23 protein-coding genes and 1 other annotated feature are annotated in these 25,144 nt (G+C 39.2%); of the genes, 19 read left to right on the forward strand and 4 right to left on the reverse strand.

Features of this window, described 5'->3' with window-relative positions; genetic code table 11:
* Positions 1-374: 374 nt before the first annotated feature.
* Positions 375-2,504, forward strand: coding sequence for a HelD family protein (locus tag P3T75_RS00780; protein WP_282461969.1), 2,130 nt, complete (start codon positions 375-377; stop codon positions 2,502-2,504).
* Positions 2,505-2,982: 478 nt separating this feature from the next.
* On the opposite strand, the gene P3T75_RS00785 is transcribed toward P3T75_RS00780, so the two are convergent.
* Positions 2,983-3,393 (reverse strand): Ohr family peroxiredoxin, encoded by a 411-nt coding sequence (locus P3T75_RS00785; protein WP_206903261.1) that lies wholly within the window; start codon positions 3,391-3,393, stop codon positions 2,983-2,985.
* Between the two features lie 184 nt (positions 3,394-3,577).
* On the opposite strand from P3T75_RS00785, the gene P3T75_RS00790 reads away from it, so the two are divergent.
* The 12 genes from P3T75_RS00790 (at position 3,578) to P3T75_RS00845 (ending at position 14,234) form a co-directional block, all read left to right on the forward strand.
* The gene (locus P3T75_RS00790) at positions 3,578-4,042 is read left to right on the forward strand and encodes a MarR family winged helix-turn-helix transcriptional regulator (RefSeq protein ID WP_282461970.1); all 465 of its coding nucleotides are present in this window, start codon (positions 3,578-3,580) and stop codon (positions 4,040-4,042) included.
* Positions 4,026-4,544, forward strand: a complete 519-nt coding sequence (locus P3T75_RS00795) for a GNAT family N-acetyltransferase (RefSeq protein WP_282461971.1) — start codon at positions 4,026-4,028, stop codon at positions 4,542-4,544. The genes P3T75_RS00790 and P3T75_RS00795 overlap by 17 nt, the downstream gene beginning before the upstream one ends.
* 20 nt (positions 4,545-4,564) lie before the next feature.
* A complete protein-coding gene (locus P3T75_RS00800) occupies positions 4,565-5,275 on the forward strand; it encodes a B3/B4 domain-containing protein (protein ID WP_282461972.1) in 711 nt (236 codons plus the stop codon).
* 221 nt (positions 5,276-5,496) lie between these two features.
* Positions 5,497-5,806: a binding site (T-box leader), on the forward strand.
* A gap of 65 nt (positions 5,807-5,871) precedes the next feature.
* Positions 5,872-7,428, forward strand: coding sequence for an ATP phosphoribosyltransferase (hisG, locus tag P3T75_RS00805; RefSeq protein ID WP_206903265.1), 1,557 nt, complete (start codon positions 5,872-5,874; stop codon positions 7,426-7,428).
* Positions 7,421-8,698: a histidinol dehydrogenase gene (hisD, locus tag P3T75_RS00810; RefSeq protein ID WP_282461973.1), complete on the forward strand. Its 1,278-nt coding sequence runs from the start codon at positions 7,421-7,423 to the stop codon at positions 8,696-8,698. The genes hisG and hisD overlap by 8 nt, the downstream gene beginning before the upstream one ends.
* The gene (hisC, locus tag P3T75_RS00815) at positions 8,695-9,747 is read left to right on the forward strand and encodes a histidinol-phosphate transaminase (RefSeq protein WP_282461974.1); all 1,053 of its coding nucleotides are present in this window, start codon (positions 8,695-8,697) and stop codon (positions 9,745-9,747) included. The genes hisD and hisC overlap by 4 nt, the downstream gene beginning before the upstream one ends.
* Positions 9,748-9,787: 40 nt before the next feature.
* Positions 9,788-10,378: an imidazoleglycerol-phosphate dehydratase HisB gene (hisB, locus tag P3T75_RS00820; protein ID WP_282461975.1), complete on the forward strand. Its 591-nt coding sequence runs from the start codon at positions 9,788-9,790 to the stop codon at positions 10,376-10,378.
* A gap of 271 nt (positions 10,379-10,649) precedes the next feature.
* Entirely contained in the window at positions 10,650-11,273 is a 624-nt protein-coding gene (gene hisH, locus P3T75_RS00825; RefSeq protein WP_282461976.1) for an imidazole glycerol phosphate synthase subunit HisH, read from the forward strand.
* Positions 11,270-11,989: a 1-(5-phosphoribosyl)-5-[(5-phosphoribosylamino)methylideneamino]imidazole-4-carboxamide isomerase gene (gene hisA, locus P3T75_RS00830; protein WP_206903270.1), complete on the forward strand. Its 720-nt coding sequence runs from the start codon at positions 11,270-11,272 to the stop codon at positions 11,987-11,989. Before hisH ends, hisA begins: the two co-directional genes overlap by 4 nt.
* Positions 11,986-12,741, forward strand: coding sequence for an imidazole glycerol phosphate synthase subunit HisF (gene hisF, locus P3T75_RS00835; RefSeq protein ID WP_206903271.1), 756 nt, complete (start codon positions 11,986-11,988; stop codon positions 12,739-12,741). Before hisA ends, hisF begins: the two co-directional genes overlap by 4 nt.
* A gap of 14 nt (positions 12,742-12,755) precedes the next feature.
* Entirely contained in the window at positions 12,756-13,400 is a 645-nt protein-coding gene (gene hisIE / locus P3T75_RS00840; protein ID WP_206903272.1) for a bifunctional phosphoribosyl-AMP cyclohydrolase/phosphoribosyl-ATP diphosphatase HisIE, read from the forward strand.
* A 12-nt stretch (positions 13,401-13,412) separates the two neighbouring features.
* Positions 13,413-14,234, forward strand: a complete 822-nt coding sequence (locus P3T75_RS00845; protein WP_206903273.1) for a histidinol-phosphatase HisJ family protein — start codon at positions 13,413-13,415, stop codon at positions 14,232-14,234.
* 77 nt (positions 14,235-14,311) lie between these two features.
* On the opposite strand, the gene P3T75_RS00850 is transcribed toward P3T75_RS00845, so the two are convergent.
* The 3 genes from P3T75_RS00850 to P3T75_RS00860 all read right to left on the reverse strand — a co-directional run bounded on the left by P3T75_RS00850 (position 14,312) and on the right by P3T75_RS00860 (position 17,110).
* Positions 14,312-15,115 carry an ABC transporter ATP-binding protein gene (locus P3T75_RS00850; protein WP_206903274.1) on the reverse strand — a complete coding sequence of 268 codons (804 nt, stop codon included), beginning with the start codon at positions 15,113-15,115 and terminating at the stop codon, positions 14,312-14,314.
* The gene (locus P3T75_RS00855; protein WP_206903275.1) at positions 15,112-16,023 is read right to left on the reverse strand and encodes an ABC transporter permease; all 912 of its coding nucleotides are present in this window, start codon (positions 16,021-16,023) and stop codon (positions 15,112-15,114) included. The genes P3T75_RS00850 and P3T75_RS00855 overlap by 4 nt, the downstream gene beginning before the upstream one ends.
* Before the next feature lie 118 nt (positions 16,024-16,141).
* A complete protein-coding gene (locus P3T75_RS00860) occupies positions 16,142-17,110 on the reverse strand; it encodes an ABC transporter substrate-binding protein (protein ID WP_206903276.1) in 969 nt (322 codons plus the stop codon).
* Between the two features lie 657 nt (positions 17,111-17,767).
* Here P3T75_RS00860 and P3T75_RS00865 point away from each other — a divergent pair.
* The 6 genes from P3T75_RS00865 (at position 17,768) to P3T75_RS00890 (ending at position 25,068) form a co-directional block, all read left to right on the forward strand.
* Entirely contained in the window at positions 17,768-18,841 is a 1,074-nt protein-coding gene (locus P3T75_RS00865; RefSeq protein WP_230711124.1) for an ABC transporter ATP-binding protein, read from the forward strand.
* Positions 18,841-19,725: a carbohydrate ABC transporter permease gene (locus P3T75_RS00870; RefSeq protein ID WP_206903278.1), complete on the forward strand. Its 885-nt coding sequence runs from the start codon at positions 18,841-18,843 to the stop codon at positions 19,723-19,725. Before P3T75_RS00865 ends, P3T75_RS00870 begins: the two co-directional genes overlap by 1 nt.
* A 1-nt stretch (position 19,726) precedes the next feature.
* Entirely contained in the window at positions 19,727-20,545 is an 819-nt protein-coding gene (locus tag P3T75_RS00875; RefSeq protein WP_206903279.1) for a carbohydrate ABC transporter permease, read from the forward strand.
* A complete protein-coding gene (locus P3T75_RS00880; protein WP_282461977.1) occupies positions 20,529-21,830 on the forward strand; it encodes an MBL fold metallo-hydrolase in 1,302 nt (433 codons plus the stop codon). The genes P3T75_RS00875 and P3T75_RS00880 overlap by 17 nt, the downstream gene beginning before the upstream one ends.
* 3 nt (positions 21,831-21,833) lie before the next feature.
* The gene (locus tag P3T75_RS00885) at positions 21,834-23,120 is read left to right on the forward strand and encodes an extracellular solute-binding protein (protein WP_282461978.1); all 1,287 of its coding nucleotides are present in this window, start codon (positions 21,834-21,836) and stop codon (positions 23,118-23,120) included.
* Positions 23,121-23,520: 400 nt separating this feature from the next.
* Positions 23,521-25,068: a bifunctional metallophosphatase/5'-nucleotidase gene (locus tag P3T75_RS00890; protein ID WP_282461979.1), complete on the forward strand. Its 1,548-nt coding sequence runs from the start codon at positions 23,521-23,523 to the stop codon at positions 25,066-25,068.
* Positions 25,069-25,144 lie beyond the last annotated feature (76 nt).

The following is a 25,144-nucleotide window of genomic DNA, read 5'->3' on the forward strand; positions in this document are numbered from 1 at the left end:
TTTATAACGAAGTAACCAAATTTGATTTAAAACTCTGGTAGCAACATTTTGAAAGTAAACAAAAAAGTTCCCATTTTGACTTTTTAGTTCCTATCTTTAAAAATGTCACCTACAGGAGTTTTTTTGTTCAAAAATCTTAATTTGTGTAGTAATGAAGGAATATAGAAATATTTTGTGCTTATTTTTGAGAGCGGATCATTGATAGGAATTTTTTTTAACGAAGTTTAGCTGTAAAAAATTTAGTACTTTATGAAAAGTAACAGCATAAAGATTGCGATAATAGAAGTAGGGGTGTAGAATAGTTTTCCGCTTACAAATAGCGACACAAATGCAAATTTAGGAGTGGTGTTCGCATCGACACACAAGCAGAAGAAATGTATTTGAAAAAAGTTTATCACGCTTTGCAACAAGAACAAGAAAAATTGACTGAAACTTTAGCACAAGGGCAAAGTGCTGGGATTGCTGCTTTACAAGAGATGGCCCAGGATGTGCGGTTAAATTTTGATAATTTTGCTGATAATCTGGATACCTATGCCCAATTGGAAATGAAAAATCGCGAAATTGACCAACTGAACTTAAAGCAAGAAACCGCAGCAAATCGCCTCGCGCAAGTGGAGCGTTTATTGCCCCAAGCCTATTTTGGTAAAGTTGTGGTGGATTATTTCGACAATGAAAAAAGCCAGCCTTTTTATATTGGCATCAATGGTTTTAGTTCGGAGAATGAAAATTTAGTTTATGATTGGCGTTCTCCAATTGCTGAGTTATTTTATAATAACGTTTTGGGAAAATCCCACTATTTGGCTAATGGCGCAGAAATTTTTGTTTCCATCGATTTGCGGCGGCAGTTTGTCATTGCCTATGATCAGTTAAAGCATTATTTTGATACCAATATCGCTATTGAAGACGACGTTTTACTTGCGGCACTAGAAAATAGTGCCACTGAGCAGATGCAAGCTATTACAGCCACGATTCAGCAAGAACAAAATGTTATTATTCGTGATCTGGCTGCTGAAATTATTTTGGTGAACGGTGTTGCAGGAAGTGGAAAAACTTCTGCGATTATGCAGCGGATCGCCTATTTACTTTATTCTTTCCGCCAACAAATTAGCGCCGATGACGTGTTGATTTTATCCCCCAATGATAAATTTATTCAATATTTAGCTAACGTCTTGCCGGCCTTAGGTGAGAAAAATCCTCGGAATTTGACGTGGCGTAAGTTACTGGTGTGGCAGTTAGATAAAGAGTTGGAAACAGAAAGTGATTACTTTGAGCGGATTACGAAAAATGACGTTTCTGACCAAACAGAAATTCTCCGTAGTCGAAAATTTGCTGAATTTGTTGCCAGTGGCAGTTCTATTTTGCAACAGGGGAATTATTTTCAAGCAATCACACTAAAGAAAAAAGTGATTATTAAAGCAGAGTTATTAGCCGAAATGTTTGCTACGACGCCACCAGAGGCAAGTTTTGGTGAGCGACTTCAAGGGGTAGCAGCCAAATTAAATAGTTATTGGCAGCGACGTTTGTTAAAGCAAGCGCAGAAAAAAGCGTGGCAAGATCGTCTCTTAGCCTTATCGGAAACGCAACAACAAAAATATTTTGGACACCTATTGCAAGATGAGTCACCTAAAACACTACAAAAATATACACATAAGCTGTTGCAACAAAAATTTGCTGCTGTCACGGCACAAATTGCCGACTTTTCGTGGCTCCAACCAGAAAAAATGTTGGCAGATTTATATCAAGCCTACACCAATGAAACCTATTTGGCCGCAAAAGTAATGACTGTCGATGAAGCGACGATTGCGTTATTCATCCAACACCGTTTTATCCAAGCCAGCTCGCTTAGCCGGATGCAATATGTTTTAGTAGATGAAGTGCAAGATTATACACCGGCGCAAATTTTTCTACTAAGCCAATTGTTTAAAGCCAGCCGTTTTACTTTAGTGGGAGATAGCAACCAAGCAATTTTTAATACAAATACGGACTTTGCGACGATTGCGGCGATCTTTGAAACTTCTAAAAGACAAGTTACCCGCTATGATTTATTAAATAGCTATCGGTCCAGTGGTGCAATTACAGCCGTCTTCCAGCAATTAGCAGCCCAAGAAAACTTTACTATTGTGCCTGTGCGTCCCAAGGGTAAAGCAGTGACAGTAAAACACCTCGTCGAACTTTCAGATTTAAGAAACATAATAAATGAAATGAAGCCTGTGACGATTATTACGAAAACACAAAAAGAGGCCGATGATTTAACTAAATGGTGGCAAGGTCAAAATGCTGCTTTAAAAAAAGAAGCTAAGGCAAGAGCAGAAGTCACCATTTTACCAATCAGTTTGGCTAAAGGCTTGGAATTTGATCGCGTAATTTTGTACAATACCACAAAAGAAAATTATGCTAACGATCGCGAACGTAAAATGCTATATACGGCAGCCTCCAGAGGAATGCAGGAGCTTACGATTACGTATTTTGACGGATTAACACCATACCTTAAATTTCTAGCCTAAAAAAATCCGCTGTAAAAACACGTTTAAGTGCTTTGACAGCGGATTTTAAATTTTTTTGAAATTCTATCCTGTCTTGTTACTTGCGAGCTTTCCGGTTCATTCAGCTTTTCTTAGATCTAGCTTCACAAACTAGCCCGCCAATAAATAAGCCGAAATTTTTAAAAATTTGAGTAGCAATTTTCAAAAATCCCGTACTTATTTTTTGCGGACTGCCCAAGTTTGTTCAGCTTTTCTATGTGTCCAACTTCATGCACCAACTCTCTGCGGTAACAAGCCAAAATCTTGAGAAATTTGAGGAACAATTTCTCAAAATTTCGTCTTATTGCAAGAGAGTTGAACGAGTTCATTCAGCTTTTCTATGATCTAGCTTCATGCACCAGCTCTCTGCGGTAACAAGCCAAAATCTTGAGAAATTTGGAAAACAATTTATCAAGATCCTGTCTTGTTACTTGCGAGCTTTCCGGTGCATTCAGCTTTTCTATGCTTCGGCGTCAAATTTTACTGTGACGTTGCCGTTGATGGCTTTTGTATAGGGGCAAATATTTTCGGTTTCTGCCATATATTTTATGGTGTCTTCTTTACTTAAGCCTTCAATTTTGCCAATTAGAAGGACTTCTAAATGCAAGGTGGTAAAATCTGGCAAGTCGCCAAGCAAGCTGACTTCGGCACGGATCTCACGTTTTTTATCACCTAAACCATCACGTTCTAGTGGAAATTGCATTGCGCCGTTAAAACATGCGGAAAGACCAGCGGCAAATAATTCTTCAGGGTTGGTATAACCTTCTTTTTTTACACCTGTTGTTAAGACATCCAAAGACCCTGTGACAGATTTACTTTCTCCTTCGCGACCACCTGTGTTAATCACTGTTGAAGTTGACATTTTTTTCATCTGTTTTCCTTCCTTTCAAAAAATAATGCTTTAAACATTTGCAACGATAAGGCGTTTTCACCTTCAAATTAACCGTATCACGATTGTAAATAAAAACAAAATGAAGTGCTTGTGCTTTTTTTGTTGCAAATACAATAAAAATATTTTATGATAAATTTATCATTAAACTGAAATGAGGAAAAATATGACGGATATTTTACGTGATTTAGGTAAAATTGCGCGAGCACTAGATTCTATCGCGAATATTGAGTTTAAAGAATTTGCTTTAACCCGCGGGCAATATCTTTATTTGGTTCGGATTTATGAAAATCCCGGAATCATTCAAGAAAAACTAGCCGAGATGATTAAAGTCGATCGTACCACAGCAGCCCGGGCCATTGGGAAATTGGAAAAAAATGGTCTAATTGAAAAGCAGCCGCAATCTGACAATAAAAAAAATAAATCACTTTTTGTGACCAATAAAGGAGCAAAATTGGCACCAGTTATTCAGGCGGAAAACCAATATTCCAATAAAGTTGCACTAAAAGGATTTAGTGAACCAGAAATGCAGCAATTGGCGGCCTATTTGTCACGGGTAGAAGAAAATATCGCTTCAGAGTGGGAATTAGTGAAAAAAGGTGTGACACGACAGTATGACAGTAAAAATTAAAGCAGTAAAACAGGCAGAGCTTGAAACGTTAAAAGAAATCAGCGAGACAACGTTTAAAGAAACCTTTGCAAAAGACAATACGCCAGCAGATCTCGCTATTTTTTTGCAGCAAAATTATAATTTGAAACAACTCCAACAAGAGCTGGACAATGGCGATTCCTTTTTTTATTTTATTTATCAAGACGCGCAATTAGCTGGTTATTTAAAGCTAAATATCGGCGAGGCGCAAAGTGAAAAAAGTAGCAGCGAAAGCCTAGAAATTGCGCGTATTTATATTTTGGCGGCTTTTAAACGGCAAGGTTTAGGCCATGAGCTAATGCAATTTGCAGAAAAGGTAGCAAAAGAAAAACAGAAAAAAGAAATCTGGTTAGGTGTCTGGGAATACAATCCAGTGGCAATTGCTTTTTATAAGAAAATGGGGTTTGTCAAAAAAGGAGAACACGTTTTTACGATTGGCACAGATGATCAAACAGACTGGGTCATGACAAAATATTTGATTTAAAAAATTTTGGAGGGAAATAGATGAAAAAAATTATTGTAGATGAAAACTTTTGGGAGCTCTTTCCTGAAGCTGAAATTTTTATCGTAACGGCAAAAGAAATTAATAATCAGGTTAATGAAGAAGATGATCCGTATTTTTCTGATTTATTAGCAAGAGGCAAACACGATGCGCAAAAATTTTTGACGGCAGACTCTTTTAGTCAAAATGAAGTCATTCAAGAATGGCGCCAGGCGTTTAGCCAATTTAAAACTAAAAAAGGTGCCCGTTCGTCAATTGAAGCTTTATTAAAACGGGCGAGCCAAGATCGTACATTTAATCCCATTAATCCTTTAGTGGACTTGTATAACAGCGTCTCATTGAAATACGCCGTTCCTTGTGGAGGAGAAGATATCGCCTCACTTTCAGGGGATTTGCATTTGGGTAAAGCCAAAGGGGGCGAAAGTTTCAAACCGCTGGGAGCTAACGAAGATGCCCCGGCGCTCCCTGAAGAAATCATTTATTATGATGAAGTTGGTGCTGTTTGTCGCTGTTTTAACTGGCGAGAAGCCCAACGCACGATGCTACAGGAAAATACAACGGACGCAATTTTGGTCATTGAAGCGATCAATGCGCAACAAGCTATGCGGGCTAAGATGGCGGCGGCCGAATTAAGCCAGCTGATAGAGGGCTATTTTAAAGTTAAAACAACCACCGCAACGTTAACTAAAAAAACACCGGAACAACAAATTTAATAAAAAAACTGTAAAGAATGAAAGTGGCAGGTAATTGTATTGCCAGCAAGTAATTTCTTTGCAGTTTTTTCTTTTTTTAAAAATAAAAAGGATAACTATCGTATTATTTGCAAATTTTTATCAAGCTAGCTAAAATTTTTAGTGAGAAGTGATAATATTCACAAAAAAGTGTTTGACTTTTCTGACAATTCAACTTAGAATATAACACAACCAATTTTATATTTTTGACGGTGAAAAGAAGAGTAGTAAAAAAATACTGTAAAGAGAGCCTTTGGTTGGTGAAAAAAGGACAGTTACTTTTTGCGAAACACATCTTGGAGTTGCATGTTTGAAAAAAGTAAAAGATGCCGGGTTAGCCCGTTACAGCTGCGGTCATTGTTGGATGACTAGACAAAAAGGCTGACGACTAAAAGTGCCAAGATACGCACATTTATGAAAGCAATAAAATGCACCGTTTGTTAGCTTGATCGCTTGAGGTCTATCTTTGGATAGATAAATTGAGGTGGAACCACGCATTTTAGCGTCCTCTGACTTTGTCAGGGGGCGCTTTTTTTCAACTATTAAAGTATAAAATTTTTGCCAGGGGAGGGAATTTAATGGAGATTCCAGTAAATATTTTGCGCCAAGAAGAATTAGCAGCTTTAAAGTTGCGGGCTTTATATGAAAAAGCAAACTTTAACTTGTTTTGCTTAAATAGTTTTGAAGAATACAACTTTTATTTGGAGAAGAAAGATTTTTTAGCAGATGACGATGTGATTAAATTTAATGCTGCTGACGGGAGATTGTTGGCTTTAAACCCCGATGTCACGCTATCGATTGTCAAAAATACACCAGCAAATGAAAGCAGGCGCCTATATTACAATGAAAATATTTATCGCCATAATCGCCACACGAATGAATATCAACAAATGAATCAAGCCGGCATCGAGATTATTGGCGACGTGTGCCGTAAAGCCGAATTAGAAGTGATTCAACTGGCGATTGCATCTTTAGAAGTAATTGGTCAAGCAAAATTGGAATTTTCCCACAGTGGTTTAGTAGCTGCAATTTTGGCTTTATTTCCTGATAACCTTCAAGGGGATGTTTTCAGCAGTATTAAAAGTAAAAATGGCGAAGATTTGAAAGTATTGGCGCAAACGGCCAATTTAAAAAAAGATATGACGCAAAATTTATTAGCACTTTTGCGTTTGAGTGGTGAAATCAATGAGTGTTTGAAAATAGCTTTGGAACTAACTAAAGGCTTGCCGCAAGCGCACCAAGCGTTATTAGAGCTAGAGGAGTTAGCGGCAGCATTACTAAAAGAAGAAGTTACGCCCCGTTTGTTATTTGATTTATCGACAGTCAACGATACCAATTATTATAGCGGGATTATTTTTCAAGGCTTTGTCCCGCAAGTGCCACAGGCGATTTTATTTGGCGGGCGTTATGATGGCTTGCTGCAATCTTTAGGTAAAACACAAGCTGCGATAGGTTTTGGCATTCATTTAAATGCCATTGGCAATAAACAAGATAGTCTAAAAAGTGAACAAGACGTCATCAATATTGCGCTGCCAAAAGGGCGAATGGGAGAAAAGATCTATCAAATGTTCCACGATGCCGGTTTGTGTCAGGAAAATTTGTTAGATGAAAGTCGGAAGCTGATTTTTACCGATGAAAAAAAACAGCTTCGCTTTTTCTTAGTGAAGCCCAGTGATGTGGCTAGTTATGTTGAACACGGTGCTGCGGATATCGGGATTGTTGGTCGGGATATTTTATTGGAAACAAAGGCGAATGTTTTAGACGTTTTGCGTTTTGCGATTGGGCAATGTGATATCGCCATTGCCGGCCCTAAAAATTTTCAAAAAGATACGAGTCGTCCGCTAAAAGTGGCGACCAAATATTCCAATATCGCGCGAACTTATTTTAGTAGCTTAAGCCAGCCAGTGGAATTGATCTATTTAAATGGTTCGATCGAGTTAGCACCTTTAGTGGGATTAGCAGATGTGATTGTGGACATTGTCGAAACCGGCACCACCTTAAAAGAAAACGGCTTGGCTGTTTTGGAGAAGATTACGGATTCATCGGCCCATTTAGTTGTAAATAAAACATCTTGGCGCTTTAAACAAAGGCAGATTAAAGAAATCATTCAGAAAGTGGGGGCAAAAAATGATTAAAATTTTACCAGAGTCAGAAGTAGATTTAGCGCAAATTACCACGAGCACATCTGGAAATACCGCTGAATATACGCAAGTGGTACAAACAATTATTGAAGACATACAAGAAAATGGAGATGCGGCATTAACGGAATATACTAAAAAATTTGATGGCGCAGTCATTTCTGATTTTAAAGTAACCAAAGCAGAAATAAAAGCGGCTATGACAGCGTGTGACCCCGCCTTTTTAACTGTTTTAAAAAAAGCACAACAAAATATTGCCGCCTTTCACGAAAAACAAATAGAAAATGGGTTTATGCTCGAAAAAGAAGGTGCTGTGATGGGGCAGCGGGTGATTCCCTTAGCTAAAGTGGGTGTCTACGTGCCAGGGGGGACGGCTGCTTATCCCAGCACCGTTTTGATGAATGTCATCCCGGCTAAAATCGCCGGTGTCAAAAAAATTGTGCTGGTGACGCCACCGCAAAAAGACGGAACGATTGCTCCGGCAATTTTAGCCGCTGCTAAAATTTGTGGCGTTGATGAAATTTATAAAGTCGGCGGTGCCCAAGCTGTTGCAGCTCTAGCCTACGGGACCAAGACCATCCCGGCAGTAGATAAAATTACAGGGCCGGGGAATATTTATGTCGCAACTGCTAAACGCCTCGTATACGGCCAAGTCGACATTGATATGATTGCCGGTCCGAGCGATGTTTTAATTGTGGCAGATGAAAGCGCGAAGCCGAATTTTCTAGCGGCTGATTTATTAGCCCAAGCCGAACATGACGTAAATGCGCAAGCCATTTTAGTCACTACCAGTAATGAAATTGCCCACGCCACAGCAAAAGAGATCAAAAAACAAACGGCAACTGCACCGCGTAAAGAAATTATTACCGCGTCTTTGGCAAATAAAGGTTGCATTATCGTAGTGTCAGATTTAGCGGCTGCTTTAGCGATTGCCAATGAAGTGGCACCAGAACACTTAGAATTGTGCATTAAAGAACCTTTTGCAGCTTTAGGTGCTATCACGAATGCGGGGAGTGTTTTTTTGGGCAACAATACACCCGAAGTTTTAGGTGATTACTTAGCAGGCCCCAATCACACGCTACCAACTGAAGGAACCGCGCGTTTTTATTCTCCGTTATCGGTAGCAGATTTTCAAAAGCGTTCCAGTTATTTATATTACGGAGAATCTGCCTTACAAGCAGTCTGTGACGATGTGATTTTATTTGCTGAAACGGAAATGTTATTTGCCCACGCAAATTCTATGAAAGTACGAGGGGGTAGTCGATGAATTATTTTGCAGCAAAACTTGCAACACTTGCGCCTTATGTTCCCGGTGAACAGCCACAAGTTGAAGTGATTAAGCTAAACACGAATGAGAGTCCGTATCCGCCGGCCCCAGCTGTTAGTGAGGCAATCGCAGATGCGGCAAAAACTTTAGCCCGCTATCCCGATCCTGATTGCCAAAAACTGCGGCAAGTCCTAGCGCAGCATTTTGCCGTTACACCAGCAGAAATTTTTGTCGGCAATGGCAGTGATGAAGTTTTGGCCTTTTGTTTTCAAGGATTAATGAATGCAGGCGTGGCTTATCCTAATTTGACTTACGGTTTTTATCCAGTTTTTAGCCAACTGTATGATATTGCGGCAAAAGAAATTCCTTTAGCACCGGATTTCAAATTGAATTTAGCGGATTACAAAGATGAAACAGGAACCGTAATTTTTGCAAATCCCAATGCACCCACAAGTCTGGGTTTACCAGCAAAAGAAATTGCCGCTTTTGTGGCAGAAAAGCCAGAACGGCTCGTGATTGTCGATGAGGCTTACGTGGAATTTGGTGGTGAATCTATGATTTCTTATGTGAAAGAATACGAAAATCTTTTAGTTGTCGGCACTTTTTCCAAGTCGTGGCAATTAGCAGGAGCCAGATTAGGCTATGCTGTGGGGCAACCAGCCCTGATTGCCGCCTTGAATAAATTGAAGTTTAGTTTTAATCCATACAGTATTAATACCATGACCGCCGCCGCTGGCATTGCCGCGTTAGCTGATAGTGCATACCACGCTAACTGTTTAACGCAAATTATCAGCGAACGAAAAAAAACGGCCGCCGCATTAAAAAAACTAGGCTTTACCGTATTGGCTAGTCAAACCAACTTTTTATTTGTCACCCATCCTAAAATTAGTGGTGAAGTGATTTATGAAAAATTAAAAGCACAGCAGATTTTTGTCCGCTGGTTTAATCAGCCCCAAATTAAAGACTATATCCGCATCACGATCGGCACACCACAGCAGATGCAGCAATGCCAAGTGGCAATTGCCCAAATTATAAAAGCAGAAGTTTAAGTTCAAATAAAAATGCAGGATACAAAAGGAGGCCAAAAAAATGCGTCGTGCAGAAATTATCCGCAATACGAGTGAAACAAAAATTAAGTTGAAGCTAAATATCGATGGCACCGGTCAGCAAGTAATTAAAACAAAAATTGGTTTTTTAGATCATATGTTGGAATTATTTACCCGTCATGGTCGCTTTGATATTGAACTGGAATGTGATGGCGACATAGAAGTTGACGGGCATCACACAACAGAGGATATCGCCATTGTTTTAGGACGAGCTTTTTCAGAAGCTTTGGGCGATCGACGAGGAATCAAACGCTATGGCAGTATGATTTTGCCTATGGATGAGACGCTGGTGATGGCCGCACTAGATATTTCCGGACGAGGCATTGCTTGTTTGAACGTGCATATTCCCGCTAGCCAAATTGGGGGCTTTGATACGGAATTAGTGGAGGAATTTTTTATCGCCTTTGCTAGAGAGCTGGGAGGTGCCATTCACTTGCAACAATTAGCAGGAAAAAATAGTCACCATATTGTGGAAGCTTGCTTCAAAGGTTTTGGGCGCGCATTAGCAGAGGCCTGTGGGATCAATGAAGTAGCACCAGATGAGATTCCTTCAACAAAAGGTACAATTTTGTAGGCAATAAAGCGAGTTGTCGTAAGTTCAAACAGTTCGGCATTAAAAAAGTCAATTCAGGTGACCAAAACCGTCACATAAATTGCCTATGTATAATGCTCACTGTTACCCCGAACTTGAGACAACATCTAATAAAGCGAGTTGTCGTAAGTTCAAACAGTTCGGCATTAAAAAAGTCAATTCAGGTGACTAAAACCGTCACATAAATTGCCTATGTATAATGCTCACTGTTACCCCGAACTTGAGACAACATCTAAAGGGGGGAGAAGTTTTCGTGATTGCGATTATTGATTATGGTGTGGGGAATTTGTTTAGTTTGCAGAGCTCGTTGCATTTTATTGGCGCGGATGTGATCGTCACACGTGATGTGGCAAAAATTCAACAGGCAGATAAAATTTTATTGCCGGGAGTGGGGGCTTTTGGCGATGCAATGGGGAAATTACAGAACAGTGGTTTGGCAGACGTAGTGAAAACTGAGACACAAAATGGAAAGCCATTGTTAGGAATCTGCTTAGGGATGCAGCTGCTTTTTTCTGAAAGTCATGAGTTTGGTGTTCACAAGGGTCTGGATTTAATTTCTGGCAGGGTGGTCTCTTTGAAGTCGGCCTTTGACAAGCAGCAAATTGAATTAAAAGTACCACAAATTGGTTGGAATAAATTAGTTCTAAAGCAAGATTCACCGCTATTAAAATATGTAGCACAAGGGGATTTCGTTTATTACGTCCATAGTTATTATGCCAGTCAGTGTGACAAAAGTGTGGCGGCTTTTAGCGATTATGGGGTGAAAATCCCAGGGTTGGTACAAAAGGGGAATGTTTTTGGTACCCAATTTCATCCTGAAAAAAGTGGTGAAGTGGGCTTGAATATTTTACGGGCATTTACGGAGGTGAAGGGATGATTATTTTACCGGCAATTGATTTATACGACCGCAAAGTTGTACGACTTTATCAAGGAGATTACGACCAGCAGGAAGTTTTTGGCGATGATCCCCTTGAATTTGCCAAAAGTTTTGCCACAGCGGGTGCAAAATATTTACATTTGGTCGATTTAAATGGGGCCAAAGAAGGCACGAAAAAGCAATTTGATTTAGTAGCAGAAATTGTACAGCAAACGGATTTATTTGTTGAATTAGGCGGCGGTATCCGTAGCGAAGCAGATATTGAAGATTGTTTGACAGTCGGCGTAAAGCGGGTTATCTTAGGAACGATTGCACAAAAAAAACCAGAATTTGCAAAAGCCATGATCGCCAAATACGGTGAAAAAATTGCGGTTGGTGTCGATGCCAGAGAGGGAATGGTGGCTGTTAACGGTTGGCTTGAAACCACCCAAACAGACGCTTACACGTTTTGCCAAGAATTAGTGGCGGCAGGTTGTCAGACGATTATTTATACAGACATTGCTAAAGACGGTACTGGCGCGGGGATGGATATTGCTGCCTATCAGAAATTAAATCAGTTGGGCTGTAATATCGTAGCTTCTGGTGGTGTGGCAACAATAGAAGATATCAAAGGACTTGTTCAAGTAGACACATATGGCACGATTGTCGGAAAAGCTTTGTACAGTGGACAACTGGATTTAGCGGCGTGTCTTTTTGCCGCGGAGGTGAAAAAATGATTGCCAAACGAATTATTCCTTGCCTTGACGTGCGAGATGGACGCGTAGTAAAGGGTGTTAATTTTGCAGGAATTAAAGATGTGGCGTCGCCGGTAGAGCTGGCAAAAAAATACGATCAAGCAGGCGCAGATGAGCTAGTTTTTTATGACATTACTGCTTCAGCGGAAAATCGCGGCTTGTTTACTGATATTTTGCAAGCGGTGGCCAAACAAGTTTTTATTCCTCTAACGGTTGGCGGGGGCATTAATACAGTTGATGATTTTGATCGGGTATTAAAATGCGGCGCCGATAAAGTTAGCGTTAATTCAGGGGCAATCAAAAATCCGCAACTGATTGCTGACGGGGCACAACGTTACGGTTCCCAATGCGTCGTTTTATCAGTGGATGTAAAAAAAGTTGCGGACAAGTGGCACGTTTTTACCAAAGGCGGCAGAGAAGATACCGGGATTAATGCTTTGACGTGGATTAAACAAGGAGAAAAATTAGGCGCTGGCGAATTGGTCATTAATTCGATGGATACCGATGGCGTGAAAACAGGCTTTGATTTGAACTTGTTGCAGGCAGTGGCCGATATTTCCCAATTGCCGATTGTAGCTTCTGGTGGTGCAGGTAGTAAGGTTGATTTTTATCAACTATTTCAAAATCCGCGAATTGATGCGGGACTAGCAGCTTCTATTTTTCATTATGATGAGATTCCAATTCCAGTGTTAAAGCAATATTTACTAGAGAAAAATATTCCAATCCGCAACTGAGAGGGGACAACCAAATGGAAGTAAAAAACTTGAACTTTGACGAAAATGGCTTGATTCCTTGTGTGGTACAAGACTTTTATACAAAAGAGATACTGACGCTAGCGTATATGAATGAAGAAAGTTTACAAGCCACATTGAAAGATCGGCAAATGACTTTTTTCTCCCGCAGTCGGCAAGAATTATGGCGCAAAGGAGAAACAAGTGGTAATAGACAAACATTGATTTGTTTAAAAGCAGACTGTGACCAAGATGCGTTAATAGCAGAAGTAATTAAGGCAGGACCGGCTTGCCATACGGGGGCAGAAAGTTGTTTTAATGAACTTTTGTTTAAAGACAGTACCCAAATAAATATTTCGATTCCAGAGCTTTACGAATTGGTTTTAGGGCGTAAAGAGGCACCGCAGGAAAAAAGTTATACCAGCTATTTATTTGCCAAAGGAAATGAAAAGATTTTGAAAAAAATCGGTGAGGAAGCGACAGAGGTGGTTATTGGCGCGATGAAAGAAAGCAAGGAAGAGACAACGTATGAAATTTCTGACTTGATTTATCATTTACTCGTTTTAATGGCCAATAACAACATTACGCCAGCTGAAATTATGGCCGAACTTTCCCGTCGTCAAGTGGTGGATCAAAAGACCAAGCAAGAGACGATGAAATAAGGGGGTGCGGCAATGTTTTATTCAAACGCCCATACTCACAGCGATTGGTGTGACGGAGAAAATACCTTAGCGGAAATGGCGCAAGCAGCTGAAAAGCTAGGCTTTACCGATTTAGGTTTCACCAGTCATTCACCAGCTCCTTTTGATCTTACCTGCTTAGGTGTGAAAGACGAAAGTGCCTATCAAAAAGCCGTACGCAGTTTAGCTGAAAAAAGTTTGCTACAGATTAGTTGCGGATTGGAGTGGGATTATTTTAGTAAGACACCGATTAGTGGCTATGATTATTTTGTCGGTTCTGTCCACTATTTGCCCCCGCGAGCAGGTGTGTATCGCAGTGTGGATGATACGCCGAAAAATTTTGCTAAAACTTTACAGGAGTGGTATGACGGTGATTTTTTAGCTTTGGCGCAAGATTATTACGATTTAGTTGTAACACATATTACACAAAACCAGCCCAAAATCGTTGGTCATTTTGATTTGGTTACAAAATTTAATAATACGTTACAGTATCTAACCGCTAAAAATCAAGATGCCTATGAACAACTTGCTTTAACTGCTTTAAAAAAAGTTGTTGCAGTCATTCAAAAATATGATGGTTTGGTGGAAGTCAATACTGGCGGCATGAGTCGAGGGTGGACAAAGCAGGCGTATCCGGCCAAATTTTTGTTGAATTATTTAGCCAGTGAAGAAGTGCCAATCATAATCACCAGTGATACACATCAAGTAGACACTTTAGCATATGCCTTTGAGGAAACGAAAAAGATTCTACAGTCAGTTGGCTTTAGCAGCAGTTGGCAGTTAAAGGAGCGAAAATTTGTCCCTGTAGCCTTTTAATAAAAAGCAAAAAACCCTCCAGCAAAGTTAGTATTTTTTGCTGGAGGTTTTTTTTGACAGAAAATCTCGTATCTTTTTTAAACTAGTAATAACTGATCGTCTTTTAAATTTTCACCGCTATTTTGATGAAACAGCGTCATCAAATCAGGTACTGTCAATTGACTTTTCTTTTTGCCGGCAATATCCACGACAATTTTGCCTTGATGGAGCATGATTAAACGATTGCCGTAACGAATGGCGTCTTTCATGTCATGGGTCACCATGAAAGCCGTCAGTTTTTCTTCCTTAATTAAACGCTCTGTCAGATCCATAACTGTCGCTGAAGTTTTCGGATCAAGGGCAGCCGTGTGTTCATCTAACAAAATTAATTCGGGACGTTGTAAGGTCGCCATGAGCAGCGTAATCGCTTGGCGCTGACCGCCAGATAATAAACCAATTTCTGCATTTAAACGTGCTTCTAAACCTAAATGTAGCGTAGCTAATTTTTCTTTGAAAAATTCTTTTTGCTTTTGTTTGACGCCCATTGAAAAGCCGCGGGAATGGCCACGTTTCATGGCTAAAGCCAAATTTTCCTCCACTGTTAAACGAACGGCAGTCCCCATTTTTGGATCTTGAAAAACCCGACTAATATCTTTGGCCCGTTTCGTAACAGACTGGCGGGTAATATCAGTCCCATTTAACATAATTTTTCCAGTTTCAGTTGGAATTGTGCCTGCAATGCTATTTAAAAGCGTGGACTTACCTGCGCCGTTTCCGCCGATAATGGTAATAAAGTCGCCTTTGTTCATGGTTAAGTTGATGCCTTTTAAAACGTGATTTTCATTAATTGTGCCTCGTTCAAAAGTTTGCTGTAAATTTTGGATTGCTAAGACTTCACTCATGCTTTTTGGCCTCCTTTACCAGCTTTTGGCAGGAATTTTTGGCGGAATTGTGGCATTGCCAGACAAATAACTAAAACGATAGCCGAGGCAATTTTTGCATCCCCTGGTTCGACGTTAAATTCAAAAACAACCCCTAAAATTAACCGGTAAATAATCGCGCCTAAAACAATTGTTAGCATGCGCACCAATAAGGTTTTATTGTGGAATAAAACTTCTGCGATGATAATGGAAGCCAAACCGATAACGATCGTTCCCACGCCAGAATTCAAGTCGGCAAAGCCATTATTTTGCGCTAACAAAGCGCCAGAAAGTGCAACACAGCCGTTTGAAAGCATGTATCCAATCATTTTCATATTGTCGGTATTGATTCCGTTTGCCTCACTCATGGCCAAATTATCACCGGTCGCACGAATAGCCAACCCGATTTCGGTGCGGAAAAATAAAAATAAAATGAAGACAACTAGCAACGTAAAAGCAGCACCGGCAATAATGACGGCATTAACTTTTTCAATGCCTAAAGCTTGCAACCCAGAAAAAACGGTTTTTTCCCCTAACAATGAGATATTGGGTGCACCCATTACGCGATTGGTAACGGAATAAAGCCCCGTCATGGTAATAATCCCCGCTAAAAGAGCAGGAATTTTTAATTTGGTGTGTAAAATCCCTGAAACTAAGCCTGCTAAAACACCGCCTAAAAATCCTAATAGACTAGCTGCAAAAGGATGGATACCATTGGTGATGCTAATTGCTGTAATACCCGCGCCTAAGGGAAAACTTCCCTCGGCTGTTAAATCGGCAATATCTAAAATGCGGTACGTTAAAAAGACGCCGATACCTAACAGTGCCCACAATACTCCTTGAGATGTGGCAGACTGTACTAAGATAAAAATCGTGTCTAAAATATTCATACACTTTCCTCAAATCCTAATTATTTTTATCCAAAAATTTAGATTCTGATAAAGGGCATCAGAATGCAAATTTCTGATATTTTTCCAAAGAGCTAACCGGCCCTTTCAGCTTTTCTAGTTACTCTGGGGTTTTGATGGATGCTGGGTCGATGCCGATGGCTTTGGCCATATCGTCGTTGATTACAAGTTCTAATTTTTTTGCTGTTTCAACTGGCGTAGTGCTTGGCTTTTCATCGCCTTTGAGAATTTTTGCTGCCATTTGCCCGGCTTGTTTGCCTAGTGATTTATAATCAATGCCAAAAGTTGCCAATGCGCCGCCGTCTACTTGTTCTACGGAACCTGCGATAATTGGTGTTTTCGTTTGTTTTGCGACTTCGCCGACAACTGCTGCAGCAGAGGCAAAGGTGTTATCAGTTGGAACGTAAATGGCATCGACGTCTTTTGCCAAGCTAGTTGTGACTTGCTGTACGTCATTTGTAGTGTTGGCGGTCATAACTTTTACTTTCACGCCGGCATCTTTTAAAGCCGCGCTTGCCAGATCTGCTTGGATTTTTGAGTTGGTTTCGCCGGCGTTGTACATTAAGCCAACAGTTTTCGCTTCTGGGACGATACTTAAGAGTAATTGAATTTGTTTTTTGATTGGCACCATGTCAGAAGTACCGGTAACATTTCCTCCTGGTTTTTTATCACTGGCTACTAACTTTGCCTCTTTTAAATCGGTCACAGCTGTTACGACGATGGGGATATCACTGGTCTCGTTAGCCAGAGATTGTGCCGCTGGGGTAGCGATTCCTAACAGAAGATCAGGTTTATCTTTGAGTAATTTTTCACTCATACTTTTTAAGTTGTCCTGATTATTTTGGGCATTTTGATAAGCTAAGGTCAAATTATCGCCTTCTTTGTATCCACCGGCAGCCAGGCCTTCTTTAAACCCATCATAAGCCGCATCCAGCGAACCGTGTTCCACCAATTGTAAAACACCGACAGTTACGCCATCTTTTTCGCTAGCCTTCTTTTCTGTTCCACATGCCGCTAAAGTTAAGGTTGCAATGGTTAACAAACACAAGCCTAATTTTTTCATTTTCATATTTTTTCCTCCTATAATATCTGATTTTTGCTAAAAGATCGGTCACTGTAAAAAAGTTGTGAGTAAAAAAAAGCCATCTAGACACGTGGGTCTAAATGGGCGGGAAAACTTCTTCATAATTTTTCGCGACCATTTAGTTAAAATGGCCTGCTAAAAAGCTCTAGCCATCATAGATAAAAGCAAGTTGTGCCTGCTGTCTCTATGATGTTCACAGTGACAGCACTATCTAAAATAGCTAAAGTAGAAAGTATTTACATGATTTAATTTGCTGTTCATAAAAATCCCTCCACTTTTTGAATTAGTATCAGTATAAGGGAACATAATTAGCAAAGTCAATAATATTTTTGAAATTTTCTGAATATTTTTGCGAAATAAATTTCGCAGATTTTTTTAAACCAACATCAAAATAAAATTTTTTTGTTTTTTGAAGAGTATGAAATAATAACTAAAATTTTCCGATTTTTTTCAAATTGCTGAAAACAAAATAAGGACGGAAATCCTTGTGAAAAACGTGCTTAGCGCTACTTAACTCATTTTCCAGGAAAAAGAAAAATGAGAAAAAAATAAAAGAATCTCTCATCGAACTCTATAAACTTACTGTTATGAAAAATGCTAGAATTAGCATTGCAGGTAAAAATAAAAAAGGGAGGATTTCCCATGATTGAAGTTATCGATCTTAAAAAAGTATTCGATAATGGTTTTGAAGCGTTAAAGTCTGTAAATTTCACCATTGAAAAAGGTGATCTGGTTTGTTTGTTAGGTCCAAGTGGCTGTGGCAAATCGACAATTTTAAATTTGATCGCAGGTTTATTAAGTCCTACTGACGGTGATATCCGCTTTGCGGGTAGCTCTGTAGTAAAAACAGAACCTAAAGATCGTAATATCGGTTTTGTTTTCCAAAACTATGCCCTCTATCCCCATATGACTGTCTTTGAAAATGTGATGTTTCCATTAACGGTTGGGGATAAAAAAATGCCTAAAAATGAAGCGATGAAGATTGCGGAAAAATACATGGCGTTAACCAACATTGAAGAGTTGAAGGATAAAAAACCTGGTACACTTTCTGGAGGACAACAACAACGGGTAGCCATTACCCGGGCTTTAGTACAAAATCCAGAAGTTCTATTATTAGATGAGCCATTGTCTAACTTAGATGCCCGCTTACGTTTGAAAATTCGCGAAGAAATTCGTCGCTTGGTTAAAGAAGTCGGGATTACAACGATTTTTGTTACCCACGACCAAGAAGAAGCACTATCGATTTCTGACAAGATTATTTTGTTAAATGAAGGTGTCATTCAGCAAAATGATGACCCCCAAAATCTTTACCTAGAACCAAATAATTTGTTTGTAGCTAAATTTATTGGTAATCCAATTATCAATATTTTGCCCGTCGAAGTAAAAAATGGCATGATGCACCACGATGCTTTTAGTGTGCCAGTTGATCGTTTTATGGCGGCCCGTTTTAAAGAAGAAATGCCAGATGGCGACTACTTTATCGGAATTCGTCCAGAAGATGTATTGCCAGTAGATGGCGCCGGTGCTTTTCAAACAGTTATTGCCGGTGTTGAATTAATTGGCCGGGAACGTATTTTAAACTTTGATATTGATTCCCATCACTTAAAATCGATTGTCAGCATCGAAGAAGATATTCAAGAAGGAGCGCAGCTGACCTTTGATTTTGCTTATCAAAAAGCCTTTATCTTTAAAGCAGATGGGACGCGGATCTACTAATGTTTAAAAAAAATCATTATAATCCTGAAAATCAGCCGAAAGCATGGCTCTTCCTTCTGCCTTCGCTAATCGTCATTATGATTTTCAGCATTTATCCATTGTTCCGTTCGCTCTTTATGAGTTTTCAAAAAGGGACGCTAATTAATCAAGAATATGCTGGGATTGAAAATTATCAAAAAGTTTTATCTGATCCGGTATTTTTTAAAGCTTTAAAAAATACCGCATTATATGCCTTTACCGTTGTTCCAATCGCATTAATTATCGGTCTTGCGATTGCCTGGATTATTTTTGAAAAAGTGAAACACAAAAGTTTCTTTGAAACGCTGTTTTTCATGCCTTATGTCACCAGTACGATTGCGATCGGGATTGTTTTTCGTTACTTTTTTAACGGCTCCTATGGGATTATCAATTTTCTTTTGAGTAAAGTTGGTATTCCAGCTATTAATTGGTTAGATGATGTGGACATGAGTATGACCACATTGATTATCTTTGGTATTTGGACTAGCTTGGCGTTTAACATCATTATTTTATTAGCTGGATTACGGAATATTGATCCAGAACATTATAAAATTGCGAAGATGTTTGGGGCCAAAGATGGTGAAATTTTCCGTCGGATTACATTGCCGCAATTGGTTCCAACTATTGCCTTTTTGCTAACGGTTAATATTATTGGCGCTTTTAAAGTGTATACCCAAGTTTATGCATTGTTTGCCGGGCAGCCCGGGATTGCCAAAAGCGCGACGACCGCCGTTTATTATATTTACGATAAGTTCCACATTGCCGGTCGACCTGGCATTGCCATGGCAGCGACTGTCATTTTATTCTTAGTTATTTTGTTCTGTACGTTTATCCAACGTCAAATCATGAAGAAAGTGGGGGAGTAGCGTGAAAAAAGTCGTAACCATTGTGGCGTTAGTCTTTTTAGTAGTGCTAGGCATTATCACTTTGTTCCCATTTGTTTACATGGTTTTAGCAGGGCTTATGACCTATAGCGAGGCTACGAGTATTCCGCCGACCATTATCCCAGAAAAATTTCAGTGGGCTAACTATGCAGCGGTCTTTTCAAAAGCACCTTTTTTACAATATTTTATTAACACAGTTTTTGTCTCTTTGGTGACAACCATTGCGACCTTGATTACTTCGGTTTTGGCTTCCTTTGCATTAACTAGTTTGGAATTTAAGTTTAAAGGTTTAGTTGTGGGGATTATGGTGTCCTTACTGATGGTACCTTATGAATCGATCATCTTTACCAACTACAATACGATTGCCAAAATGGGGCTATTAAACAGTTATGCCGCTTTAATTATTCCTTTTTTAACAAGTATTTTTTACATTTATTATTTGAATAGTTACTTAAAAGGAATTTCAAGCACCTTTTATAAAGCAGCAAAAATTGATGGTGCTTCTGATTTAGAATATATTTGGCGTATTTTAGTTCCAATGTCTCGTCCAGCGTTAGTGACTGTCGGGATTTTAACATTTATTTCCAGCTGGAATTCTTTTTTATGGCCATTACTTGTGACCAACGAGAAAAAATATCGCTTGTTAAATAATGGACTTGCAGCCTTTACGACCGAAAGTGGGAGCGATGTGCATTTGCAAATGGCAGCTGCAACATTGACCGTAATTCCCATCTTAATTATTTATTTGATTTTTAGAAAAGAAATTATTCGAGGAGTGGCAAAAAATGGTATCAAAGGGTAAAACCACCATCACTTTTCATAGTGGTATTTTAACCATCGGCGGTACTATTATTGAGGTCAGCTATGAAGATGCGCATATTTTCTTTGATTTTGGTACGGAATACCGACCCGAATTGGGCTTAAAAGACGATAGTCTGGCAACACTTTTGAAAAATCGTTTAGTACCAGAATTAAAAGGTGTCTATGATCCGCGGTTAAATTATACGTACCACGGCGAAGATGAGCAAAAATATAATGAGACGGCAGTCTTTTTATCCCATGCTCATTTGGATCATTCTAAAATGATTAATTATTTAGACCCTGCAATTCCCTTATACACCTTAAAAGAAACAGCAAAGATTTTACAAAGTTTAAATCGTAATGGGGACTTTTTAATCCCGTCACCTTTTGAAAAAGCTAACTTTACCCGTGAAATGACTGGTCTTATGGCCCATGATGTGGTGGAAGTAGGCCAAATTAAAGTAGAATTGGTGCCAGTGGATCACGATGCCTATGGCGCTTGCGCATTATTAATTCATACGCCCGATGCTTTTATTACTTATACTGGTGATTTACGGTTACATGGCTATGATCGTCAATTTACGCTGGACTTTTGTCAAAAAGCTCGGCATACCGATTTACTAATGATGGAAGGCGTCAGCATTAGTTTTGATGAAAGAGACAATGAAGATATCAAAGTTTTCAGCGAAGAAGATTTAATCGCGCAACTTGTGACACAAATTGCAGCAAATAAAAAGCGCCAATTGACCTTTAATGGTTATCCTGCCAATGTGAAACGCTTTGAACAAATTATTAAACAGTCTCCGCGCACAGTTGTTTTAGAAGCCAATATGGCAGCTTTGATGCAGGATGTTTTTGATATGAACGTCCCATATTATTATCCGTTAAATTCTGATACTACTATTTCTAGCCTAGATTCAAAACTAGAAATTTCTTATGAAGAACTACTAGCAGATGACCACAAATATTTGTGGCAAGCCGTAGCTAACTTCGAAAAATTACAAAGCGGCGGTCTGTATTTCCACATGGACGCGCAGCCTTTGGGGGATTTTGATCCCAAATATCAAGTCTTCTTGGATTTACTCGCCTTGAAGAAAGTGGAATTTGTCCGACTGGCTTGTTCAGGACATGCGTTTCCACAAGACCTCGATGCCATTGTTTCAATGATCGAGCCTAAAATTTTGGTTCCAATCCATACGTTAAAACCAGAAAAACTGGAAAATCCGTATGGCAAAAGAATACTTCCCACCCGTGGGGAAAAAATCACTGAGTTCAAAGGAGAGTAAGAAATGAAGTTCAAAAAATTGGGTACAGCAGTATTGGCAACTGCCGCAGTTTTTGCATTAGCAGCCTGTGGCAACGGTTCAAAAGAAAGTTCTAAAGGCGACAGCGACAAAATCGTAACGTCAATCGACAAAGACACAACGGTTACATTTTGGCATGCAATGAATGGCGCACAAGAAGAAGCTTTAACAAAAATTACCAAGGATTTCATGAAAGAAAATCCAAAAATCAAAATTGAATTGCAAAACCAATCACAATACTCAGACTTACAAGCAAAAATCAACTCAACACTACCTTCACCAGATGATTTACCAACAATCAGCCAAGCGTATCCAGGCTGGTTATGGAACGCTGCACAAGATGATATGTTAGTGGATTTGAAACCTTACATGGATGACAAAACCATCGGCTGGGGCGACCAAGAAGCAATTCGCAAACCTTTATTAGAAGGTGCGCAAATCGAAGGCAAACAATACGGTATTCCATTTAACAAATCAACAGAAGCTTTGGTTTACAATGCTGACTTGTTGAAAAAATATGATGTTGCAGTTCCCAAAACTTTAGCTGAATTAAAAGAAGCATCTAAAACAATTTACGAAAAATCAAATCATGAAGTAGTTGGTGCTGGTTTTGACTCATTAAACAACTACTATGTTATCGGGATGGAAAACAAAGGGGAAGACTTCACCAAAGACTTAAAATTTGATTCTAAAAAATCAAAAGAAGTGATTGATTATTATTTAGATGGCGTGAAAGATGGTTACTTCCGTATCGCAGGTTCAGACAAATATTTATCTGGCCCATTTGCAAACGGTAAAGTTGCAATGTTTATCGGTTCAATCGCCGGTGAAGGTTATGTGAAAAAAGATACTGAAGGTAAATTTGAATATGGCGTTGCACCACGTCCAGAAAAAATTAACTTGCAACAAGGTACGGATGTTTACATGTTCAACAGTGCAACTGCGGAACAAAAATCGGCTGCTTTCATGTATTTGAAATACTTGTCTTCACCAGAAGTACAATTATACTGGGCTGAACAAACCGGCTACATGCCAATCTTGCAATCTGTCTTGGAAAGTGATGAATACAAAAAATCACCAAACACGAAAGTACCTGCAATCTTAGAGGATGCAACCAAAGACTTGTTCTCGATTCCAGTGAAAGAAAATGCTGACCCTGCTTACAATGAAGTTCGGGCAATCATGGAAAATATCTTGTCTAACCCAGACAAAGATACCAACAAATTAATCAAAGATTCTGTGCCACAATTACAAGATGCGTGGAATCAATAATTTATAGTAAAAAGCTCCGCTGACTTGTTTGGTTAGCGGAGTTTTTTTGTCTTATATCCTAGAGTTGGAGGGTTCCTTTAGCTTTTTTTCGCTAAAATCTAGTGTTTTAATTTCTAAGAGAACAATTGGTCTTCAAGTAAAAATTTTTGTATTTTATGGTATGATGACAAAGGAAAAACTTTAAAAATTTCAGTGATTGTATAGGCTACAAAGGTTTGATAAAGAAGCAAATTTACTGATTTACTGATGCTCGCTAAGGATCAATTTTTTTGTGAATGTCTGAATACTAAACAAACTCTTCGTGCTAATTACTGACAATAAGGCGTAATTTAGCTGAATTGTAGCTTATTGTGAGAAAGTTTGTAAATCTTTTATAAAAAATGTGGGAAAGGAAGAAAAAATGAAATTAACTATTTTAGCCACAAGCGATATGCACGGCTACATTCAACCAACCAACTATGCGGAAAAAGGAGCAGACTTACCTTTTGGTACGGCCAAAGTTGCGACTAAAATGCAAGAACTAACAGCAAAAGCAGATGGACCGGTCGTTAAAATTGAAAATGGTGACTTTATTCAAGGTTCACCGTTAAGTTATTACGCAGCCAAACAAAAGCAAGACCCAGCAGAAATTACGAAAGTCATTAATCATATGGGCTATGATGTGGGGTTGTTGGGAAATCATGAGTTTAACTATGGACTACCTTATTTAGAAAAAGCAATTAAAAGCTATAATCACCCAATTTTAGCGGCAAATGTTTTAGACAAAGATGGCAAACCTTATTTTGGCGATCCCTATGTTATTTTAGAAAAAGCAGGCATCAAAATTGCGATTTTGGGTGTGGTGACACAATATATTCCCCATTGGGAGCAACCAGCAACTGTTAAGGATTTAACTTTTAAAAGTTTAGTGGCAACCGCTAAAGAATACGTGCCCAAATTGCGCGAGCTAGCTGATGTTGTTATTGTTTCTTATCATGGTGGTTTTGAAAAAGATTTAGTGACAGGTGAAGCGACCGAAATGTTGACTGGAGAAAATGAAGGATACGAATTGTTGCAAACTGTCAGTGGCATTGACGCTTTTGTAACAGGCCACCAACACAGAGAAATTGCTACGGTGGTTAACGGTGTGCCGGTCATTCAACCAGGATTTCGGGGAAATTACATTGGTAAAATTACGTTAGATTTAAATAAAACCGGTGACAAGTGGCAAGTAAGCAATCCTGCTGCTGAAATTGTGGCGACAAAAGATGCAAAGGCGGATGGAGAAGTTGTTGGCTTAATTCAAGAATTGGATCACGAGTTGGAAAATTGGTTGGATCAGCCTGTGGGTAAAGTTCAAGGGGATATGCACATCACTGATCCAATGGGAGCGCGAATTAGTGAACATCCGTATATTGAATTTATTAATCGCGTTCAAATGTGGGCCAGTGGGGCTAAAATTTCGGGTACAGCCTTGTTTAACAATGAAGGAAAAGGCTTTGGTGAAGTTATCACGATGCGAGATGTCATCACCAATTATATTTATCCGAATACATTAGCTGTTCTAAAAATTACCGGTGCAGATTTAAAAGCAGCTTTAGAACAAACGGCAAATTATTTAGTGTTAGAAGATGGCCAAATCGTCTTTAACCCGAAATTTATTGATCCAAAGCCACAATATTATAACTACGATATGTATGAAGGTATTGATTATGCTATTGATTTGAGTAAACCTTATGGTGAAAAAATCACGAAATTACAATTAGCCGGTGCAGATATTTTACCTGATGACAAATTGGAAGTTGTCATGAACCAATACCGCGCAGTTGGCGGGGGCAACTATGCTATGTTTAGCGCAGATAAAATCGTTAAAGAAATTCCGCGGGATATGACAGAAGTAATTGCCGAATACTTGCAAGCCCATCCTGTTTTAAAAGCAGAAGTAAACCATAACTTTAGTGTGAAATGATCACAGCATAAAAGTCTCACGTTTTTGTTTTTCCCACCTGTTTAACAGGTGGGAAAATATTAAATGTGGGGCTTTT

This window comes from Enterococcus montenegrensis, assembly GCF_029983095.1.
Lineage (GTDB): Bacteria > Bacillota > Bacilli > Lactobacillales > Enterococcaceae > Enterococcus_C > Enterococcus_C montenegrensis.

Coding starts and splice junctions, on each gene's coding strand:
- P3T75_RS00845 (WP_206903273.1), top strand. CDS start 13,413: ATGTTTTATTCAAACGCCCATACTCACAGCGATTGGTGTGACGGAGAA.
- P3T75_RS00790 (WP_282461970.1), top strand. CDS start 3,578: ATGACGGATATTTTACGTGATTTAGGTAAAATTGCGCGAGCACTAGAT.
- P3T75_RS00855 (WP_206903275.1), bottom strand. CDS start 16,023: ATGAATATTTTAGACACGATTTTTATCTTAGTACAGTCTGCCACATCT.
- hisG (WP_206903265.1), top strand. CDS start 5,872: ATGGAGATTCCAGTAAATATTTTGCGCCAAGAAGAATTAGCAGCTTTA.
- P3T75_RS00865 (WP_230711124.1), top strand. CDS start 17,768: ATGATTGAAGTTATCGATCTTAAAAAAGTATTCGATAATGGTTTTGAA.
- P3T75_RS00860 (WP_206903276.1), bottom strand. CDS start 17,110: ATGAAAATGAAAAAATTAGGCTTGTGTTTGTTAACCATTGCAACCTTA.
- hisC (WP_282461974.1), top strand. CDS start 8,695: ATGAATTATTTTGCAGCAAAACTTGCAACACTTGCGCCTTATGTTCCC.
- P3T75_RS00780 (WP_282461969.1), top strand. CDS start 375: ATGTATTTGAAAAAAGTTTATCACGCTTTGCAACAAGAACAAGAAAAA.
- P3T75_RS00870 (WP_206903278.1), top strand. CDS start 18,841: ATGTTTAAAAAAAATCATTATAATCCTGAAAATCAGCCGAAAGCATGG.
- hisB (WP_282461975.1), top strand. CDS start 9,788: ATGCGTCGTGCAGAAATTATCCGCAATACGAGTGAAACAAAAATTAAG.
- P3T75_RS00795 (WP_282461971.1), top strand. CDS start 4,026: ATGACAGTAAAAATTAAAGCAGTAAAACAGGCAGAGCTTGAAACGTTA.
- hisF (WP_206903271.1), top strand. CDS start 11,986: ATGATTGCCAAACGAATTATTCCTTGCCTTGACGTGCGAGATGGACGC.
- P3T75_RS00800 (WP_282461972.1), top strand. CDS start 4,565: ATGAAAAAAATTATTGTAGATGAAAACTTTTGGGAGCTCTTTCCTGAA.
- P3T75_RS00885 (WP_282461978.1), top strand. CDS start 21,834: ATGAAGTTCAAAAAATTGGGTACAGCAGTATTGGCAACTGCCGCAGTT.
- hisA (WP_206903270.1), top strand. CDS start 11,270: ATGATTATTTTACCGGCAATTGATTTATACGACCGCAAAGTTGTACGA.
- P3T75_RS00850 (WP_206903274.1), bottom strand. CDS start 15,115: ATGAGTGAAGTCTTAGCAATCCAAAATTTACAGCAAACTTTTGAACGA.
- P3T75_RS00880 (WP_282461977.1), top strand. CDS start 20,529: ATGGTATCAAAGGGTAAAACCACCATCACTTTTCATAGTGGTATTTTA.
- hisIE (WP_206903272.1), top strand. CDS start 12,756: ATGGAAGTAAAAAACTTGAACTTTGACGAAAATGGCTTGATTCCTTGT.
- hisD (WP_282461973.1), top strand. CDS start 7,421: ATGATTAAAATTTTACCAGAGTCAGAAGTAGATTTAGCGCAAATTACC.
- P3T75_RS00785 (WP_206903261.1), bottom strand. CDS start 3,393: ATGAAAAAAATGTCAACTTCAACAGTGATTAACACAGGTGGTCGCGAA.
- P3T75_RS00890 (WP_282461979.1), top strand. CDS start 23,521: ATGAAATTAACTATTTTAGCCACAAGCGATATGCACGGCTACATTCAA.